This is a genomic window from Roseibium sp. JB4-4 (assembly GCF_055693425.1).
This window is the reverse complement of sequence record NZ_CM146333.1, coordinates 5,784,941-5,807,876: the sequence shown is the minus strand read 5'-3', so window position 1 is coordinate 5,807,876 and position 22,936 is coordinate 5,784,941. Positions and strand designations below refer to the sequence as shown.

The following is a 22,936-nucleotide window of genomic DNA, read 5'->3' as shown; positions in this document are numbered from 1 at the left end:
CGTTTTCGTGCGCGCGAACGCAGATCATTGGCTATTTTCAAGAAACAAAAAAGGCGGACCAGATGGCCCGCCTTTTTCAAAGGTCGTAGTTTAGATCGATCAGGCGATGTTGACTGAGACGTCCACTTCCGTACCAGCCTGATCCATCACGACACGAACCGTGTCGCCCATGGAGCTGTGGTTCTGAAGCGTAGCGACCTCCTGCCAATCATGAGCAACTTCAGTTCCATCGACATCGACTTCGAGTGTAACAGCTCCACTACCGTCATCTGTCGCCCTGACCAGTTCAGCCTCGCTGGCCCCCTGCCCGAAGGCATCGTCCAGCAATGTACCCAGATCGATCTTGTCACCTTCATCGAAGCTGTAATCTGTGATGATGTCTGCTTCGGCGAGCGAAGTCAGAACGAACGTGTCAGCACCAGCACCACCGGTCAGCGTATCGCTGCCAAGGCCACCGATCAGGACATCGTCGCCATCACCACCGATTATGACATCGTTGCCTTCACCGCCGACAAACGTGTTGCCGCCAATACGTCCAGAGCCAGTGCTATCGTCGGTCAGCGTGTCATTGCCTGAAGTTCCAACAATTGTGTTGCCCAGGACCGTGTCTATGGGAAGACTTGTATCGTAGTTGGCAATGTTCGTATTGGCAGGATTGCCGCCGGTGCCGTTTCCTTCAAAAGTGTTTCCGGTCACCAATCCATCTATGGAAGCAGAAACGTTGCCAATTCCAAGACCTTCGAGGTTATTGGCAACAAAGGTGTTGTTTTGCACAGTGTTATTGGCGTTGCCGGCATATCCATCGAGCGACATACCTACCAAGTTGCTTTCAAAATGGTTGCCATCGACCAGAGCGTTCTGGGTCGAACCATTCAGATACATTCCGGTGTGCCAGCCAAGCATCATGTTTCCGATGATCTGCATTCCATTGCCGTATCCGAGGGAATTTACAATCCCTCTAGAGGCATCGCCTATTCCACCCGCCGAGCGATAAAACAGTGAGTTGGATATGGACGCTGCATCACCTTGGATATGGATCCCAGCAAGTTCGAAGGCTGAGGAAACCTTGGCTCCTTCGAGCAATCGGACACCGTCGATCTTGACGTTGTCGGCTAGGACAACGATCCCTCCGTTGATCGTACTTTCACCAGCTCCACCGACCAAATCTCTGGATGCAGCCGCAACGTCAATGCCGTTGTTGGCACCCAAAATGGTGACTTGCTTGTCGATTGTTATGTTCTCGTTGTAAATGCCAGGGGCCAGCAGAATGGTGTCCCCGGGATCTGCTGCAGCGATAGCATCAGAGATGGACACGTAACCACCATGACCAACAACTCGGACAGTCGTCCCGTCTCCAAACTCCAAGACTTCAACGTTGACGAGTGCATCTGTGCCCTCGTCGAGACCATCGGCAATCTCACCATCGGTTACTGTTAGGAAACCGCTACCATTGGAACCAAAGGCGAAATCAGCGAAATCACCGGTATAAATAGCCGTATCGGCGTCGCTATTATCCGTCAAGCTTGCGCCACCGCCAAAGACAATATCATCGCCTGCACCGGTATTGATGATGTCTGCTCCACCTTCTGCAATGACGATATCATCTTCCGAAGATCCAACATATTCATCTGAGCCCTGCGATCCATAGGCAACCAAGATGTCGCCTGCGGCAACCGAGTTTCCAGAACCTTCAAAATTGAACTCTATATCTCCATTCAAATTACGGAAATTGAAATCCGTATCAACACCGTCAAAAGTGTTGCTTGCAACGCTCGTTATTGGCCCCGCAACATTGCCGCTTGCAGTTTCGCCAACACTCAATCCGCTGCCCAGGTTTTGGAAGTTATTGCCTTCAATCTGAACATTGTTTGTGAAATCGTCAGCATTTATCGCTGTGCGAACATGCTCGAAAGTGTTGTTTGAAATTACCGTTGTCCCGGCGCCGCCGTTTGAATAGATGGCAGACTTATAGTTGTCATTTCCATAGTAGTAGACATCGTTGGATCCGGTGAAGAGATTACCGGAAATTGTGATGACGCCACCGGCGCTCACCGATGCCAATTCGATCCCTCGGTGCCCTTCGGCAGAACCTGCGCCTACCCAACCAGTTTCTGGTGCGTTCCCCGTGTCACGATTGAACACTGAGTTCACAATTTGATGCTGCGCAGAACTTGTGACAAGAACCGAAGTAAAGCCTCCGCCGCCAACTGCCTGACTGTCAAGGAATTCAAGACCATCAAGAACGACTTTTGCGCCTGCGTTGACTGTGACAGTTCCGTTAATGACGGTTTCAGCACTACGTCCGGCACTATTGCCTTCGGTACCAGCATTTGCTCCCTCGAGCGTAATGCCCTTGCTGATTGTCACATCCTCATTGTAGGTACCCGCTGCAACGCGCACCGTATCGCCAGCATTTGCTCCAGCAACACCCGCAACGATTGTGTCGTACTGCGTGACGGCGCCGGTCGTCCCGTCAATTACCCATACGGGTTTGACAGTAATCGGACTTCCAGTATCGAATGCAATTGTCTCTATCGTACTAGAGACTGTGTCTGTGCCATCCGGACCGACAATCGAGATAGTTCCATCGGCGTTGTATGTAACTAAATACTGTGAGGAATCTCCGCTCAGTTCAATTCTATCATTGCCTTCTCCACCCTCGAAGAAGTCGTCGCCCGCGCCTGAGATGAAAATGTCATCACCATCGCTACCGTTGAAGACGACACGATGACCGCTTGTAACACCGGAAGCATCGACAGTATCATTGCCAGCCCCGCCTTCTACCGTGATGGTGGATGTAGCTAGTGATGTTGTCGAAAAGTCGCCGGAAACCGTTACCGTGTCACCGGACGTTCCAAGGTTGAAGACAACGTCCTCAATCTCGTCGGCGCGGATCGTCGACGAGCCGGCCCCGATTTCGATGTCATCCGCATCAGTACCCGTCGACGGGACGATGTTGGAACCACCAGCTGCGACATCAAGCGTGAAGGCTGTTGCCCCGCCAGCATTGGTGATCTCGAGTGTATCAGCACCTGTTTCGGTGCCGCCGTCGACACGATCATTGCCATCGCCCGATGACCATTTGAAGGTGTCGTTGCCGGCGCCGCCACGCAACGTGTCGTTGCCGGTCCCGCCGATGATGGTGTCGTCACCGCTGGAGCCAATGACGGTGTCATTGCCGCCACGCGCGTTGATCGACTCGATATCGTTCAGCGTCGTCGCCGAAAAATCGAGCGTCCGCGAACTGTCACTGTCAACAATAGTTACATCATTGTTGCCGTCACCGCTGATTTCATCAACGCCATTGTTATAACCGTTCACCCCGATCACGGTGCCATCGGATTCCGCCTTTGCGACGGACGTACCTGTCCCGTTGGTCGCGAACGTATCCAAACCGTTGCTGGTACCGTCGTAGAGCAGAGTTGCATCCGCCACACCGGTACGGATCGTGTCGTTGCCGCTACCACCACGATAAGTGCCGGTGCTCAGGTCGGACGTGGTGATGGTATCGTTGCCGCCACGGGCGTCGATTTCTTCGATATCGGTCAATACCGTGTTCGAGAAATTCAGTGTCCGCGAGCTGTCGCTGTCACGAACCGTGACATCGCTGTTTCCGTCGCCACTGATCTGGTCAACGCCATTGTCGAAACCGTTGACGCCGATCACAGTGCCATCGGATTCCGCCTTGGCGATGGACGCACCTGTCCCGTTGGTCGCAAACATGTCGAAGCCGTTGCTCGTGCCGTCATAGAGCAGAGTCGAATCGGCATCACCGGTATGAATGGTGTCATTACCGCTACCCCCACGATAGATACCGGAGCTCAAATCGGACGTGGTGATGGTGTCGTTACCGCCACGGGCGTCGATCTCCTCGATATCGGTCAGAAGCGTGTTGGAGAAGTTCAGGGTCCGGGAGCTGTCGCTGTCACGAACCGTAACATCGCTGTTTCCGTCACCGCTGATGTGGTCAACACCGTTGTCAAACCCATTGACGCCGATCACCGTGCCATCGGATTCCGCCTTTGCGACGGACGTACCTGTCCCGTTGGTTGCGAAGGTATCCAAACCGTTGCTGGTGCCGTCGTAAAGCAGAGTCGCATCCGCTGCACCGGTGTGGATCGTGTCGTTGCCGCTGCCTCCACGATAGTTACCGCTGCTCAGATCGGATGTGGTGATTGTATCGTTGCCGCCGCGAGCATCGATCTCATTAATGTCGGTCAGCGCCGTATCGGAGAAATCGAGCGTCCTGGAGCTGTCACTGTCACGAACCGTGACGCCGCTGAAGCCGTTCGCGGAAATCTCTTCCACCGCACCTTTGGCAAATCCGTTGACACCAATTGCAGTGTTGTCTTCGGTTGCCAGGATGCGGTCTGTACCAGCCTCTCCGTTGAAGGTGTCGAGGCCGTCGCCATTGCCAACAAGATAGGTGTCATTGCCATCACCACCGTTGAGGGTGTCATTGCCTCCCTCACCTACAATGATGTCATCGCCATCGTTTCCATTGACCGTGTCGTTGCCGCCGCGGGCCAAAACCAACCATGATTCTGACGTCGGAACATTCAGTGTTTCACTGGAGTTTGTGCCTATCAGAACATTGTCAAACGGCAGGAAGGTGTCACCAACCGTGACGCCTTTTACGATCGTCTCGAAATCATAAACATCGAACGAAAGTCCACCCGCACTCACAGTTCCGTTAAATCCGGCACCAGGTGTGAGAGCATCAATCTGTGCAATCAAGGCAGCATCTGCAGCTTGATCAAGTGTCAGGGCGATCCGAAGAGTGTCGGTACCACTGCCTCCGCGATAGACAACATGGTCGCTTGTTGTCTGAGATGTCGTGACCGTGTCATCGCCATTTTGCGCGTCAATGGTGATGCCATTGATGATCTGGATATCCCGGAAATCAAGATCGTTCGCGGAGTTCGTTCCCCGGATCGAGATGCCCGTGTGTCCATTTGCATCAAACACTTCGATGCCGCTATTCGCTGCATCAAAGTCACCGTTGAGACCAATGCGCGTGTTGTTAGAAATCGCCTCGACACGGTCCGTATCGCTCGAAGACCCGCTGTCCTGGTAAGTATCGAAACCATGCCCCGTGCCAGAAACCTGATAGGTGTCCGACCCTTCGGCCCCGTCCAGGGTGTCATTGCCCTGGCCGCCGCGGATGGTGTCGCCTGCAGCCGAACCGATGATCGTGTCGTCGCCGTTCTGGCCGTCGATATAGGCAATGTCCGTCAGCGTCACGCCGGTGAAGTCCAGTGTGTTGGCGGTGTTGTCGCCCCGGATCGACACGCCCGTGTTGCCGTTGCCGGAGATTTCCTCAATGCCGCTGGTCGCTGCATCGAAATCGCCGAGCAACCCGATGCGTGAGCTGTTCGAGATCGCCTCAATGCGATCCGTACCGCTGGTTCCGCTGTCCTGGTAAGTATCGAAACCATGCCCCGTGCCAGAAACCTGATAGGTGTCCGACCCTTCGGCCCCGTCCAGGGTGTCATTGCCCTGGCCGCCGCGGATGGTGTCGCCTGCAGCCGAACCGATGATCGTGTCGTCGCCGTTCTGGCCGTCGATATAGGCAATGTCCGTCAGCGTCACGCCGGTGAAGTCCAGTGTGTTGGCGGTGTTGTCGCCCCGGATCGACACGCCCGTGTTGCCGTTGCCGGAGATTTCCTCAATGCCACTGGTCGCTGCATCGAAATCGCCGAGCAACCCGATGCGTGAGCTGTTCGAGATCGCCTCAATGCGATCCGTACCGCTGGTTCCGCTGTCCTGATAGGTGTTGAAACCATGCCCCGTGCCAGAAACCTGATAGGTGTCCGACCCTTCGGCCCCGTCCAGGGTGTCATTGCCCTGGCCGCCGCGGATGGTGTCGCCTGCAGCCGAACCGATGATCGTGTCGTCGCCGTTCTGGCCGTCGATATAGGCAATGTCCGTCAGCGTCACGCCGGTGAAGTCCAGTGTGTTGGCGGTGTTGTCGCCCCGGATCGACACGCCCGTGTTGCCGTTGCCGGAGATTTCCTCAATGCCGCTGGTCGCTGCATCGAAATCGCCGAGCAACCCGATGCGTGAGCTGTTCGAGATCGCCTCAATGCGATCCGTACCGCTGGTTCCGCTGTCCTGGTAAGTATCGAAACCATGCCCCGTGCCAGAAACCTGATAGGTGTCCGACCCTTCGGCCCCGTCCAGGGTGTCATTGCCCTGGCCGCCGCGGATGGTGTCGCCTGCAGCCGAACCGATGATCGTGTCGTCGCCGTTCTGGCCGTCGATATAGGCAATGTCCGTCAGCGTCACGCCGGTGAAGTCCAGTGTGTTGGCGGTGTTGTCGCCCCGGATCGACACGCCCGTGTTGCCGTTGCCGGAGATTTCCTCAATGCCACTGGTCGCTGCATCGAAATCGCCGAGCAACCCGATGCGTGAGCTGTTCGAGATCGCCTCAATGCGATCCGTACCGCTGGTTCCGCTGTCCTGATAGGTGTTGAAACCATGCCCCGTGCCAGAAACCTGATAGGTGTCCGACCCTTCGGCCCCGTCCAGGGTGTCATTGCCACCATTGCCGCGAAGAACGTTCGCACCCGCATTGCCGTTGATGACATTGGCAGAATTGTTGCCGATCACGTCGAATGGTGCATCGCCGAGCAGCGTAATCGTAGTGACACCGCCGCCCAATGTGAAAACGTTACCGGTGTCGTCGCTCTGACCTTCGATTCGAAGATTATCCTTGGTGATCGTAAGGCTTTCACCTGTCACAGTACCCGCCAGGTTGATGCGATACGAGTCAAGAGCATCGGCATGGGCCGCCTGGAGAGTGGCATAGGTGTTGACGAGATTATCGTTCTGATCGAACAGGTGGACCGGCTGTGTCAGATCGAACGTAATGTTGGTGAACTGCAAGAATTCGACATTGACCTCAGCGATGTCGGTTCCGTCGCTGCCAACAGTGTCCGCAATGGTTACTGTTCCGTCGGTGGCAATGGTGATCAGATAGTTTTCCCGAGGACCATTGGCCACGTAGGTGTCGGTATCGTCGCCACCATCAAAGTGATCATCGCCTACGCCGGAGATGAAGGTGTCATCGCCAGCGTTGCCGGAAAAGTCGATCCCAACCTCGGAGGTAGCTCCACTTGTGGTCATACCCGAAGCATCGACCAGATCGTTGTCGGCGCTTCCCTCGACCGTGATGGTGTTCACGTTGATACCGGAACCGGCAAAATCGCCAACGACATTTAGCGTCCCGGCACCAGCCGAGAAATCAACTACGACTTCTTCAACATTCTGCACTGCGCTGGTGTTGGATCCGTCAGAAACAGCGAAGTCTGGATTGGTTGCTGTGAGATTAATAGTCTGCCCAGCACCCGTCGCGAAGACGTTGAGCGTATCGCCTGTCGTATCGTGGTTACCGCCATCGATCAGATCTGCGCCGTCGCCGACGCGCCAATTGATTATGTCATCACCGCCACCGGCATTGATAGTGTCCGAACCCTCAAAACCGGTGATAGAGTCAGCACCTGAAGTACCGGTGATGACATCATCTTTTGTCGTGCCATCCACGAATGTAGTTACTATACCACCGGCATCAGCTACCGAGACGTAGGTCAGGTCGACCGAGCCATCTGCGTTGGCATCGTTGAAGAACGATCCCGCATTGCCGGGAGTACCTGCTGTGCCAGTTGGCAGCTGATCGGCCATCGGATCGATCCCAAGGCCCACTCCCCAGCCAGCAGTGACGTCAATGACAGTCCCGGGATCACCTGGTGTGGTCGTGCTCTGCATGAACACAAGTCCGGTAATATCTGTAAAGCCGTGGATATAGAGGCCCAACTTGCTGTAGTCGCCGGAGATTGTGACATCTTCGAAGATCACAGTTCCCATGGGTGTCAACACGTCATAGCTGTATGTTGGAGCGCCTTCCAGATTAGACTGATAAGTGGACGCATCGAAACCTGCGATCTGTATCGCAGTGTTTGCGCTACCAGATGTCGAACCTGTGATGGTCACATCGCTGAAGGCAGCATTACCGTCGAATTCGAAAAGAACGATATCACCGCTGCCGTCGGCACCACTGGTTCCGTTGCCGTCGAAATCGGAGCCTGTGACAACAAGTGCTTGAACACCTGCCTGGTCGAAACCACCGCCCACATTGGTCGAAGTGTCCGTTCTACCGGAAACATAAAGACCAAAATTACCGTTGTCGTTCAGATCGACTCCGTCCAACTCGAGCGTGCCTAGAATATTTGTATCCGATGCCCTGATGCCAGCACTGCTTGCATTGACAATCGTCAGGTTCTCGAATCTCACCGTTCCATCTGGATAATCCGCGTCGAGATCGATGTCGAAGCCGTAGGCTGAACCGGTCGCGTCAACCGTAACTGTGCCCGACCCGACGATCGTCAGCGGCTTGTCGATCGTCACATTCTCATTGCCTGCGCCGGACCAGGTGCCAGGCGCAATCATGATGGTGTCACCGGCAACAGCGGCGTCCACCGCTTCTTGAATGCTGGCGAAACCACCATTGCCAACGAGCAGGAAACGGCCAGTGGCATCGCCAACCGGATCATCAGCCTGAACGATCTCAACACCAACCAGACTATCCGTGCCTTCGCCAATGCCAGTTGCATCGATTTGCCAACCGAGCAGAACGCCCGCACCCGGATCCAGATCAACCGCCATGATGTCAGCTGCAGTCAGGATGCCGTCATAGGCTGCCGTGTCAGTGCCGTCAGTTGCCGCCGGGATGAAGTCGTCACCGACCAGCAGATCGTTGCCGGCATTGCCTTGCAGCGTATCGTCGCCGCCGCGACCGCGAATGAAATCGTTGTTGTCTGTACCGATGATCTCCTGATCGGCTCCGAGCGGATCCTGTCCGGTCTTGTCGCCCTGCAATTCGATCAGAATATCGTTGGACACCGGCAGCATGATGTTGAAGCCGGAGGCATCGACGTCGCCTTCAACACCATCGATGTTGAACAGTGGCCCCCAGGAACTGGTTGCACCAGACAGGTCCAGATCCAGAACTGACAGGTCAGCGACGTCGCCGAAGTTAAAGAGAGCAACCGGGTTCTTGTGATACGCGCCCGTTACCGTGACATCGTCAAAGACGACGATGCCAATGCTCGGAGCGTTGTCCGGCGCTGGGTTGGCGCTGCCAGGCGCATTCAGCCCGCCAACAATCTCGACAGCACTATCGGGACGGTCGCCTTCCGCTGCACCGGCAGTGGCACCTTCGAACGTTACGGTCGTGAAGCTGGCATCGCCGTCATAGCCGAACAGTTTGATATGGGCGGTGTTGCCACCACCGGAACCGTTGTCGGAGAAACCGGCATTGCTGACAACCAAAGCCCCCATTGCCGGAGTGCCGGCAGCGTCCGCAGCATCGGTCGCGAAAATGCCTCTGTTCACAAAGCCTGAGATATCGCCATTTGTGAAGGTCAACGTGCCGACGTTGGCTCCGGCCGCAATGTCGATACCGGTATCCGCGGTACCACCACCAACCAGGTCGATATTGTCGAAGGAAACATCACCATTAACGCCGGCTCCGATGGAGACCGCATCGCCCGAAGTCGGTTCGATCGATACAATGCCAACGCCCACAAAACTCAGCGCCTTGTCGAGTACAACGTTCTCCGCATAGATGCCTTCCCCGACCTGAACGGTAAAGCCGTCCAGCGTGGTGGCATCTGCAACCGCCGCCGATATGGTTGAATAGGAAGCGACAAGCGCACCTGTCCCGTCCAGCACCTGCACAGGCAAAGTCACAACGAAGGCTTCGCTGTAACTTGCGCCTTGCGGGTCGGTTGCCGTGATGGTGACTTCAGACGGCAAGCGGGTAACGGAGCCATCCACCTCTAGCTGATATCCGCCTGCGCCGTCGCTTTCCACGGAAAGACCCGACACCGCAGCGCCAGACGGATCTGTGATGTCAAAAGTGAAGGCAGTGTCGTCAACATCAGTCACGGTGAGTGCGCCAACAACAGTTCCGTCAGGCGCACCTGCGGCGATTGTCGTGCTGCTCAGATCAATATCCCGCGGCGCGTCGTTGGTGCCATTGACTGTAACGACGACGTCGACCGTGTCGGTTGCTCCCTGATCGTCGGTCACGGTGACCGTGAAGGTCTCCATCGGCGCATCACCATCATTCAAGCCGTCAGCAAGCGTGTCGTCCAGGGTGTATGTCCACTCGCCGGTCGCCGGATCTATGACAAAGTTGCCATACGTGCCCGCTGCATCGCCTGACCAAGTCAGGGTCGCGTTGTGGTCCACATCTGTGGCGGTCGCCTGTCCGGTGACGCGCGGTGCATCGAAGCCGTTGTCGATGTCCCACTGGCGTGTGGCCGCATCGCTGACCCCTTCATTGCCACTGAAGATCGGACGTGCCATGAGATTGGCATCAACGTCTGAAATCAGCGTTTGAAGTTCGGTCAACAGCAACGGGTCAGTGAAACGGTACGACAATGGCGAAGCGTTCAGGTTGCCAAGCAGATTGTCGTGCAGGCTCTGTTCGCGCTCGGGCGTGTCGTTGACATCGCCGTCATCCGCGGTGAATTTGGCAATCGTCTGTGTCAGCGGCGCACCGCCGGCCTTCAAGTATTCTGCATACTCGACACCGAGACGGACAAACGCCTCGTTCACAACGACCGTGCCGCCGGGTGCAGCGGTGTAGTTGTCATCCAGGAAGTCCCAGACAATTGCAAACGCCTGGGCCTCGGTGACACCCAGTTCGTTCTGCACTGTCGTCAGGACGGACTCCACCTGTGAAGGCGTCGTCAGCAGGCCATCAAGGGCATTCGTAACAGCTGGATTGAGCGGAATAGACGGTTCGAGATTGCCAGAGACATCTGCCTCCTCGATGCCGGTGATATCGCCAGTCTCAACCACTTCTCCGGTGATCTCGGAGCTTGCCTCAATGACCGGCGCGTCGTTGGCACCCGTCACCGTGACATCAATGTCCATCGTCACGCTGTCACCATCACCATCGGTGAGGGTGTACGGAATGGTCATCAAGATGCTGTCGCCAACCGCCAATTCGTCAAACGCGGTTCCCGGTGTGATCGAAACGTCATGACCCGCAGCTGTGGCCGCCAGCGTGATCGTTGGCGTGCCAAGCGTGACACCAAGCGGCACGCCAGTGAAGGTGGCCGTGCCGAGCACGATCTCTGTCGTCGCGCCACCGTCGGCACCAGGTGCGTAATCCACACCTTCGACAAGCGAGATCACGGTATCCGCGTTCTCACCCATCGTCTCCGTCGCGTCCGACGCTTCCGGCGTGTCGTCTCTGAGCCTCAAGATGCGTTCGCCGACAGCTGTATCACCATCGCCATCAGTCACCGTGAACCGCAAGTTGAGATCTACAAGGTTCTCGATGGAACCGGTATGCAGCACGTTGGCCTTCTCGGTCACCTCGTAGCGGCCAGTGTCGCTGTTCATCGAAACCTCGGCCACAACAACGTTGTTGCCATCCTGCTCTTGGGAGATGATCAGCGTGCCATTGGCATCGGTCTCGAAGCTGAAGCCTGTCAATCCACTGCTGGCGGCTGAACTGAGGTCAGCATCCCAGGCAACAGCACCACCATCTGCAGCTCCATCAGCACCAACAGAGAAGTCAATCGTCTTGACCCTATTATACTCGGTGCGCGTATCGTTGCTCGAGCCGTTCTCTACAGTGCCTTCGGCAATGATTGTGCGATCTGGGTTGACGTCAAACGGACGGATGGTTGGACTATCGTCTCTGAGCCTCAAGATACGTTCGCCGACAGCTGTATCACCATCGCCATCAGTCACCGTGAACCGCAAGTTGAGATCTACAAGGTTCTCGATGGAACCGGTATGCAGCACGTTGGCCTTCTCGGTCACCTCGTAGCGGCCAGTGTCGCTGTTCATCGAAACCTCGGCCACAACAACGTTGTTGCCATCCTGCTCTTGGGAGATGATCAGCGTGCCATTGGCATCGGTCTCGAAGCTGAAGCCTGTCAATCCACTGTTGGCGGCTGCACTGAGGTCAGCATCCCAGGCAACAGCACCACCATCTGCAGCTCCATCAGCACCAACAGAGAAGTCAATCGTCTTGACCCTATTATACTCGGTGCGCGCATCGTTGCTCGAGCCGTTCTCTACAGTGCCTTCGGCAATGATTGTGCGATCAGGGTTGACGTCAAACGGACGGATGGTCGGTGTATCATCATCGATAATCAAACGGATGGTGCCTTCGGCCTTGTCACCGTCGCCATCAATCACCGTATAGCCAAGCAGAAAGCGCGCATCTTCCTCTACGTTGTCGCCTACAACATTGTGAAGAAGATTTGCGACCTGTACGTAGCTGTAGTCGCCTGATGCCTTGTCCAGTGTCACTTCCGCAACCGTGACAGGGTTGGCGGGGTCTCCCTGATCTTGTTTGATCAGAAGCAGACTTGTACCCACGCTGTCGACAACCTCAAACGTGATCCCACTGGTCGCATCGACGCCATTGTTCGGCACATCACTGCGAACAATGCTGGTTGATGCGTTCCAAACAATTTCGCCGCCATCAGCACCAAACGTGTGCGGAAGAGTCTTGCCGGTCTGGTGGAACTCACCGCTGTCTTCAACACCGCCATCATTCCCGATTGGATCGCCATTCGCGTCTTTGACAGTGTCATCATCACTTATTATCCGGAAGTTGTTCGGATCGTGGCTCGGAATGATCGGCGTGTCGTCGTCTAAGGTCACTATGAAGCTGGACGTTGCCGTGTCGCCATCGCCATCGGTGGCCACAAAGCCGAAGGTCAGGTCGATGTTGTTCTCATCGGCACCAGTCGTATGGTCCAGATTGTCAAGAAGCGTGAACGAATAGGACCCTGAGCCGTCATCAGACAGCGACACCGTGAACACGTCGCGGCCACCGGCCGTTGCCGTCAGAAGCGTGCCGTTTTGCGTTACCGTATAGCTGACTTGCTCATTGTCAGACGTCAGCCCGACTGGCGCGCTGATCGCAGGATCAAACACAACAGACCGGTTGCCGAACTCAGACGGCGCGCTCGGAACCGCAGGCGAAGGCGTATCCTGAACACCACCGACATCCGCGGCATTGTCGCCATCGTCAGCGCCCCAGGAAATCGCAAGATCGCCTGTGAAAGTGGTCTCATCGCCGTCGCCGTCACCATCGGCATCGACTGCATCGCCTGTCTGGCTGTCGTTGTTGCCGTCTACAAGGCCGTCCTCATCAACAACGCCAGCTTCTGTTGCACCAATCGAAGGACCATCAGCATCGTCTTCAAACGTAATGGTCAAGATCCCAGTACTGGTATCCCCGTCGCCATCCGTTGCCGTGAAATCAAAGGAAAGATCGAACGAAGCATCATTCCCACGCGCCGCCCAATGATCCAGATTGTCGTCAAGCGTGACTGTGTATTCACCGTTATTGTTGTCTGACAGTGTAATCGTGAACACTGTACGTGCTGTTGGACCGACCCCGGCCGTAGCCGTTAGAACGGTGCCGTCCGAGGATAAAGTATAGGTGAGTTGATCACCGTCTGAGCTAATGGCAACAAGCGTGTTGTCCAGCGAAGCATCGAATGCGACAGACCGGTCGCCTGGGTTCGAGCCGGAGTCGGAGTCCGAGTCGTCGGAACCCCATTCAATGTCCAGCGACCCAGTCGCAGTGTCTTGAGCAAACGTTTCAACACCCGCTGAAACTGTTGTGTCTTCAGTCACTGTCGCAGGTTCAACTGTACCGACGAGCGGCGTATCCGGGTCGTCATTGATGGTTATGGTGAAGTCGCTGGTGCCGGTTGTGTCGCCGTCGCTATCTGTTGCATTGAACGCGAAGGTGATTGCCAGAGCGTCGCCCTGGCCCGCGCCAACATGATCGACATTGTCGAGCAAATCGAAGACATAAGACCCGTCTGAGCCGGCAGTTGCACCATCATTTTCAGAGAGCGTGACGCGGAAAACCTCACGGTCGCCGACCGCAACGGTTCCATCGCCATCATCGTCGGCCAGGCCGACAATCTCCGTATCCGACACTTGAAGATACCGGACGATTGCGCCGTTCGACGTCAGATCAAGTGCGGCATCGGTTTGAACGGCGTCATTGTCGGCAATGCCCTCGAAGGCGACTGACCTGCCGATTGTTGCCGGGTTTGAAGCCGTGAAGGACACATCATCAAGGAAGACATTCTCTGCGTTTGCATTTGATTCGAACTCCACGAACAGCTGAGCTGTTGTCGACCCGTCGGGAATACCGGCAGAAAGCTGGTTCCAGCTGCCTTCGATATTCAGAGCATCGATATCTGATCCCGTCGTGTCGATCAGCGTCACGATCTGTTCGCTTGCCAACCCCTTGTCGACGAGAACGTAGATTTTCAAGCTGTCAGTAGTTTCCCAATTCGTATCTGACAAGTTATATGAAAGCGATACATCCACACCCGTTTGACCGGCAACGTCCACTTCATCAAATGTGAGACGCATTATCCCATCAGGATCTTCAATCTGATAGCTTTGGCTGCCGTCAGAGAATGTGGAGTCGGATACACCAACGTCGTCCCTCTCCAACCCAAAATCGCCACGCGAATTAATCCAACTTGCCGTGAAGCCAAGATCACCTGCTGCGCCAGAACCGGCTGCAGTCGATTCCACAATTGGCATGCCAGAAATGTTGTCGATCTGAATTTCCGCGTCGCGTGCAAGTGACCGTCCATCTGTCGCCGCATTCGTATAGTCACCGCCAACCGCGGCTTCATTTTCGAAGCTGGTCGATGCAAGAACAATCGGCTCGTCACTATCGATATCGTCCGCGCCGAAATCGACGTCGAGGCTGCCCGAAACACTTGCCGGCACAAAAGCGTTGGACGGATTCCCGGCGGTGTCTTCCGTGACAGCGCCGTCATCGGGTGTGCCGATTGTTGGTTCGTCATCAAGGACGGTAATGAGAGCGCTTGACTCATCTGTATCACCATCGCCGTCTGTAACAGTGAAGTTCAAACGAAGCGCGATCGGATCTTCAGAACCGGTCTCGCCCTGATCAGGATGATCGAACGCGATGTACTGAACATAGTCGTAGTTGCCGTTCGGCTGGACAATGAGCGTAAACGCTGTCGCGCCAGTGCTCGCGATTGTTCCCGTCACGGTAATGACACCGTTGGCATCAATGTCTGTTGTTGTCGTGATTGGCTCACCGGCGCTTGTCAGATCGATGCGGCGGTCTGAACCCGATTCTTCAACATCAAGCGCTCGCAGATTGCCATTGTTGCGCGCAAAGAAGCTGACATCCGTGACAGTTGCACCATCTGCGCCACCATCAAACTGCAACTGGCCCGAGATTGTGTCGCCAAGCTCAGTCGCTTCATCCAGACCGATGCTGGAACCGTTGCGGAACGCAGTCGGACCATCGTCGTCGAAGGTGACGTTTTCGCCGATCGAAATGGTATCGGAAACGATATCGCCGTCCGCGTCTTCAATCGTCACGACAGCTGAAATCTTGCCAGCGAGATCAATATGTTCGTCGCTGCTATCCGGGTTCGGATGTTTGAGCGACTGGTACTGAACGATGCTGACACGCCCACGGACGTCGATATGAATGGCGAAGACAGCATCTCCAAGCACACCGCTACCGTTGTCAATGCGACCGACGATCAACCCGGCTTCAAGCGAAAGGGTGATCGCATCGCCTTCGGTTGTCTCGAGTCCGGATGCAGCATCATCTATCTGCAGCGTTACCGTTCTTGATGAACCAAAATCATCGGCGCCGGTATTGCGATCATAGTCGACGACATCATCGCGCGCATAGATCGGTCCGTTCGGCAGGTCATTGTCTGAGCCAGGATTGGCGACAGCATTTGTGCCGGTAAAGAGCGCCACGACATTTGGATTGTACTGGCCGCTGTTTTCGTTAAAGACATTGTCGCTATGATCGCCGTGCGTTTCATCAACACGCACAGTGTTATCAAGGCGCGCTTCAGGTTCCGGAACATCATCGGTGACTGTGATGTTCAGTTTGCCTGTCAGAACAATGCTGTCACCGTCTCCATCAGTCGCTTCAATGACACTGCCGAAGTCAATTGCGCTAACAGGACCGCTTCCGCCTTGTAGGTTGGTATTTTGACCATTTGCATCGACATGGTCGAGTTGTTCAATGAGCTGGAATATGAAGTCGCCGGTAACCGGATCGAGCTGGAAAGTGAAAACAGGAATGTCTTCGAAATCGTCATAGCCTGTGCCATTGGGGCCATCGAATACATCGACATAGGCAAGAATTGTACTTCCGGAAACTTCATACCGGACTGTGTCACCACCTGATGTCAGGCCCAGGCTCTCCAAGGTCGTGATTGTATCGCTTGTGAGTGCAAAACCACCGACAGCGGCTGCACCGTCCGCTCCGAAAGACACGACGGAAGCAACCGACCCTGTCGTGGTTGCGGCAAAGCCAACGAATTCCGCCCCCGCTTCACCTGGAAGAACTTCCGCCGGCAACGAATTGCCAAATAGATCGGGAGATGTACCTTCTGAGAAAGCGGTAAAGATGTCGTCTTCATCAACCGCAACTTCGACGGCCGTTCCATCGGCTATCGGTACGTCATCGATGATTTCGATCTGGAAGCGGCTTGCGGAGATTGCAATTGTGTCGCCGTCCGCATCTTCGGCACGCAGAAGCGAGGAGAAGTCCAGCGTCAAAGTTTCTTCATCAGCAGGCGTTGCAGGATCAGACGCTGTGCCGTGGTCAATCTGGCCTTCAAGCGTGAAGGTGTAAGTGCCGTCTGCCAGGACCACCAGCGTGAAGACGGATTCCGTGCCTGCTGTTGCCGCAAGCGTGTAGCCGCTTGTTGCATCCCCGGTCAGTTCATACTCGACCGCAACACCGGCAGAGGTCAGATTGTGCGTGGTGGCAAGAGCCACCGCATCGCCAACCATGCTGAACTCGGCAAGACCCGCACCCGCATCAGGGTCCGCATCCGCACCAACAGACACAAGCGACTGAAGATCGCCGGTCGCAACTTCACTGGTCCGCGTGAAATCACCAGGACCAGGTCGTGGGCCACCACCCGCTGAATCTTCGTCATTGCCATCCGCATCAACGGCATCGTCATTGCCACCCGTCAGCGCCTCTTCTTCAACGGTACCAACAACATTGTTGTCATCGTTGCTGAAGGTCTCGACCGGAACATCATCGATGATGTTGATCTCAAAGCGATCGTCGGAAATGCCGATCACATCGCCGTCCCCGTCCTCTGCCCGAAGGATCGAGGAGAAGTCCAGCGTCAGCGTTTCTTCAAGAGAAGGTGTCGCAGGATCAGATGCGGTGCTGTGGTCAATCTGACCGAGCAGCGTGAACGTGTAGCTGCCATCCGCATTCACCAACAGCGTGAAGACGGATTCCGAGCCGGCTGTTGCCGTCAGCGTGTAACCGATCGTTGCATTGCCAGCGACCGCATAGGTCACCGCAGCGCCTGCAGAGGTCAGGTTGTGAGCAGTCTGCAGCGCTGCAACATCGCTGATCAGGCTGAACTCGGCAAGATCAGCACCAATGTCGGGATCATCATCCGCGCCAACAGAAACAAGCGACTGGAGGTTGCCGGAAACAGCAGGTCCGACGATATCAAGCTCGCCATCCGTGCCACCATCCGTATCACCATCATTGCCTTCGGCATCGACAGTGTCCTCATTGCCGTCCGTCAGTCCCTCTTCTTCAACCGTACCTGCAACCGTTGTCGCGGTTTCAATTGGTGCATCGTCATCAACGATGACACGGAAGGTGCTGGAAATGATATCGCCATCGCCGTCTTGAGCGGTAAAGCCGAACTCAAGACGAATGTTGTCTTCCTTGCTGTCGGCACCGCCAAGGTCATGGTCCAAGGTGTCGAACAACTCAAAACTGTAAGCACTCGCACCTTCATCCGTCAGGCTGACACGAAAGACGACCGCGTCGGCCGGGGTGATGGCATCGCCGTTCAAAGCAGCAAACGTGGTGTCTGCGCCCGTGTAGGCAAGCAGGATCGTACCGTCGGCATTCAGGACAAATTTCACGTCGTTGCCATCGGACGTCAGGCCACCATCAAGCGGCGTCGTGCCTCGTGTCGCGGTGACATCCGGTGCACCTGTACCATCTGTCGAGAAAATCACCGAGCGGTCGCCGTCTGCGCCAGGAGTGTCCTGGACATAAAGATTGCCGGTCAGTTCGTCACTGACCGCGTCGTCGTCGGCACTGTCGGCACCCCAGGAGATGTTCAGGCTCGTGCCGGAATCAGTCGGCACGCCATCAAAGTCTCCCGGATTATCTGGGTAGGACTCGCCAGGATTACCGCCTGCAAGGCCCTCTTCGTCCACCTGCGTTGTCGCGATATCTCCGGTAAACTCCGGTGCATCGTCATCAACGATGACACGGAAAGTACTGGAAATGATATCGCCATCGCCGTCTTGAGCGGTAAAGCCGAATTCCAGGCGAATGTTGTCTTCCTTGCTGTCGGCACCACCAAGGTCATGGTCCAAGGTGTCGAACAACTCAAAACTGTAAGCACCCGCACCTTCGTCCGTCAGGCTGACACGAAAGACGACCGCGTCGGCCGGGGTGATGGCATCGCCGTTCAAAGCAGCAAACGTCGCATCAACGCCCGTATAGGCGAGCAGAATCGTACCATCGGCATTCAGGACAAATTTCACGTCATTGCCATCGGACGTCAGGCCACCGTCAAGCGGTGATGTGCCACGTGTCGCGGTGACATCCGGTGCACCGGTACCATCTGTCGAGAAAATCACCGAGCGGTCGCCGTCCGCACCAGGCGTGTCCTGGACATAAAGATTGCCGGTCAGTTCGTCAGTGACCGCGTCGTCGTCGGCACTGTCGGCACCCCAGGAGATGTTCAGGCTCGTGCCGGATTCAGTCGGCACACCATCAAAGTCTCCAGGATTATCAGGGTAGGACTCGCCAGGATTACCACCTGCAAGGCCCTCTTCGTCCACCTGCGTTGTCGCGATAGCTCCAGTAAACTCCGGTGCATCGTCATCAACGATGACACGGAAAGTACTGGTAATCGCGTCACTATCACTGTCCAGAGCCGTGAAATCGAACTCAAGACGAATGTTGTCTTCTTTGCTGTCCGCACCACCAAGGTCATGATCTAGTGTGCCCAGCAGTTCAAAGCTGTAAGCGCCTGTGCCCTCGTCCGTCAGGCTGACGCGGAAGACAACTGCGCTATCCGGGGATGCCGCGGCGCCGTTCAGAGCAGCAAATGTCGCATTAGCACCCGTATAGGCCAGCAGGATTGTGCCGCCATCATTCAGGACAAACTTAACTTCATTTCCTTCTGAAGTCAGTCCGCCATCAAGAGGCGCCGTGCCGCGGGTTGCGGCCACGCCGGGCGCACCAGAGCTGTCCGTTGTGAAGACCACGGACCGGTCACCCATGCCGCCAGGTGTGTCCTGAACGAAAAGATCTCCGGTCTTCTCATCGGTGACCGCGTCGCCGTCACCGTCGTCAGCGCCCCAGGAGATATTCAGGTCAGCGCCCGATACGGTTTCTTCGCCCTCGAAGTCACCTGGATTGTCGGGATATGACTCACCTGGATTGCCGCCTAGTCCTTCTTCATCCACCTGCGTTGTCGCAACACTGCCATCGAAAACGAGAACATCGTCATCAACACCAACGGCAAATGTGGATGGTGTGACGTCACCGTCACCGTCTGTGACGTCATATTTGAACGTCAGGACAAGGCCATTCTCATCCTGTCCTTCAGGATGATCGAGCGCATCACGCAGGTCGAATTTGAACGAACCGCTGTCTGCATCAAAGAGTTCGACAGTGAAAACAGTGCGGTCTCCAGCTGTCGCTGTTAGCAAATCCGCTGTGTCGTTGAGGCTGTAGGTAATCTCTTCGCCGTGGGAAGTCAGTCCGCGGCTTGTCAGAGCAGCGATCGCATCCGTCGCAAATGTGACAGCCCTATCGCCCGCACCCGTTGAAGACCCACCATCTTCAAACCTGTTGCCATCATCTGCGCCCCAGGAAATCTCCAAATCCCCATAGACGGTCGTGGCGTCGCCGTCACCATCAAGGTCTGTATTTGTCTGGGGGTCGTCGTCTCCGGTTGCGTCGTTGTTGTTGCCGACTGCTAGGTCGTCTTCATCAACAACCGCATTTACCTGTGTCGATGCATCTGCATCTATGTTCAGGCTCCAGGAGCGTAGTTCACCCGAATCTTGGGTTGCTGCATCAACAATTTCAAGTGTCCAGGTACCGGCCTGATCGAGGCCGTCCAGACCGGAAAGTGCATCTTCCGTCGGCCTCCAAACACCGACAAATGGCACTGTGGCATTGCCGAAACTCTGTGCCGCTTCATCATCAAAGGTAATAACGCCGTTCGGGTTTCCTCCGCCACCTTCATCGATAATCAAGGTGATCCGGGTCCCATCCGGCGCAATCAATGTGATGTCCAGATCAGCCATAAAGGTGTGCTGAATATCCATCGAGACATTCAGATCCCGAATGGTTCCACCATCCGCAATCTCGATCGTCGAGGTAATTGTCCCGGCAGTCCCGGTTGCGGGGATGCGAAGATCAACGTCGCCGGATTCAAATGTCTCAACTGTGCTGCCGTCGAAATCGTAAAGCGTTGCGTCGCCAACAACGGCAATGTCATCATCCACGCCGACAGTGAAAGACGATGACGTTGTGTCGCCGTCGCTGTCAGTCGCGACAAAGCCGAATTCCAGGACAAGATCGTTTTCATCAAACCCTTCAGGATGATCCAGGGCGTCCTGAAGGTCGAACTTGAAAGAGCCGCTGTCCGTGTCGAACAGTTCAACAGTGAAAACGATACGGTCGCCAGCTGTCGCGGTCAGGAGATCGTTTTCCGGACCATTCAGGCTAAAGGTGATGTCTTCGCCGTCAGAGGTCAGCCCTGCGGCCTCAAGCGTTGCAATCGCATCGGCAGAAAAGGTAATTGCACGGTCGCCATCACCGGCTGACGTGCCACCGTTTTCAACGCTGTTGCCACTGTCCGCGCCCCAGGAGATTGCCAAATCACCGAAGACGGTGGTCGCGTCCAAGTCCGTGTCCAGTGTTCCGTCGGTCGCGGTATCTGCGTCACCTGGCTGATCATCCGCATTCCCGTCGGCCAGATCACCTGTGACACTGGAAAGATCGTCTTCGTCAACGATGGCATTTACCTGAGAGGGTGCCTGCGCTTCAATGTCGAGTGACCATGAGCGAAGAATTCCCGTGTCACCGGCTTCATCATCGACAATTTCAAGCGTCCATGTGCCTGCTTGATCGAGACCGTCGAGACCGGAAAGCGTATCTGCTGTCGGCCTCCACACGCCCACAAACGGCTCTGTGGCCTCTGAGAAGCTCTGTTCAGCTTCATCATCAAATGTGATTACGCCATTTGGGTTTGAACCTGCACCTTGATCGAAAATCAACCCAATCCGGGTCCCGTCCGGCGCAATCAATGTGATATCGAGATCCGCCATAAAGGTGTGCTGAATATCCATCGAGACATTCACATCCCGAATGGTTCCACCTTCTGCAATCTCTATCGTGGATGTAATAGTTCCGGACGTACCGGTTGCGGGGATGCTAAGATTAACCTCGCCGGATTCATAAACTGATTTTGAAACCACTTCGAAATCAACAAGCGAAGGTTCGCCGATCACCGGCGCATCGTCGTCTACGGTGACCTGGAAGGTCGAGGAAGCCGTATCGCCGTCGCCATCCGTCGCGGTATAGGCAAATTCCAGAATGATATCGTCTTCAGTATCGGTTGTCGGGTGGTCCAGATTGTCGGCAACAGTAAAGACATAGCTGCCGCTGCCGGCATCGGACAGCGTTGCGAAGAACACAATACCGGCGTCGGATGTGGCTGTCGGTACTGTAGCGCCTGTGTATCCAACCAGCGTACCGTCGCTCAGGACTGCGACCGAGACCGCCAGACCATTGGACGTCAGGCCGGTCAGTCCCGGCTGGCTTGCATCAAAGGCAACGGACCGGTCACCCAGACCGCCGCCATCTGTCGGATTCGCATCGTCAGCGCCCCAATCGATGGCAAGATCGCCGGTCGAAGTAAGCGCAGCGCCAGGAAGATCGCCATCATAGCCGCTGTCGACGTTGCCGTCAGTCAGGCCTTCTTCGTCAACGGACGTTGCTTCTGAATCACCAATTTCCAGAACATCGTCGGTGATGTTGACGGTGAACTCGGATGTTGCGCTGTCTGGAGAAAAGTTGTCGCCGTCTGTTGCGATAAAGCCGAAAGTCAACGGAAGAACATTGTCTTCCCCGACTGCAACGTGATCCAGATTTCCAAAAAGTTCAAAGATGTAGTTGCCGCCGGCATTGCCGTTCGGCAGCGTGATAATGTCGAGGGTCACCGTGAAAATAACTTCGGTGGTACCCGTCTTTGTGGCAGTCAGCGTTTGTCCGCCATCGCCTTCAGCGTTGTCGGTAATGGTGAAGGTAAGCGGTGAGCCATCGGATGTGACATCCGTTGGCAAATTGGAGAGATCAAATTCCAGGCTGAGATCTGTTCCGGCGTTGTCGCCGAAATCAAGATCCAGGCTTCCTGTGAAGGACAGTGGCGTGTCGCCCTCAAAGAGATCAGCCTCGTCCAGATCACCCACATCGGGCGTACCGATCTCCGGAACCGTGTCCACTTCACCGTCGATGAATTCGTTCTCAGGGCCGCCGTCGCCGCCCGGGCCGCCGCCGTCCAGCAGGTCACCGAAGCCAAGACCGTCGCCCAGGGCGCCGATCTGAGTATCTTCGAAATTCTGTCCCGAGCCCTGTGGTCCGCCGAGCGCGGTCGCCAGATTGCTGGTTTCGCCAGCAGCAGTCTGGATCTCGTCGGCGGTCTGTGGGTTTGCAGCCGTTACAAAATCGTCAATGGAAATCGTTTCGCCGTCGAAGACGATGCCGACCTGAGACGCACCGTCTCCGTCGAAGAATCCCTGCACGATGATCATTCCGCCATCGGCGAAAATCATCTGG

The 22,936-nt window shown here is 55.7% G+C and carries 1 protein-coding gene; it reads right to left on the bottom strand.

Annotated features, from left to right (window positions below):
* Positions 1–99: 99 nt before the first annotated feature.
* The gene (locus tag ACZ1HV_RS27335) at positions 100–22,932 is read right to left on the bottom strand and encodes a T1SS-143 repeat domain-containing protein (protein WP_472716900.1); all 22,833 of its coding nucleotides are present in this window, start codon (positions 22,930–22,932) and stop codon (positions 100–102) included.
* Positions 22,933–22,936: the final 4 nt, after the last annotated feature.

Excerpts from the sequence above, each read along its gene's own strand:
- ACZ1HV_RS27335 (WP_472716900.1), bottom strand. The coding sequence starts at position 22,932 with ATGATTTTCGCCGATGGCGGAATGATCATCGTGCAGGGATTCTTCGAC.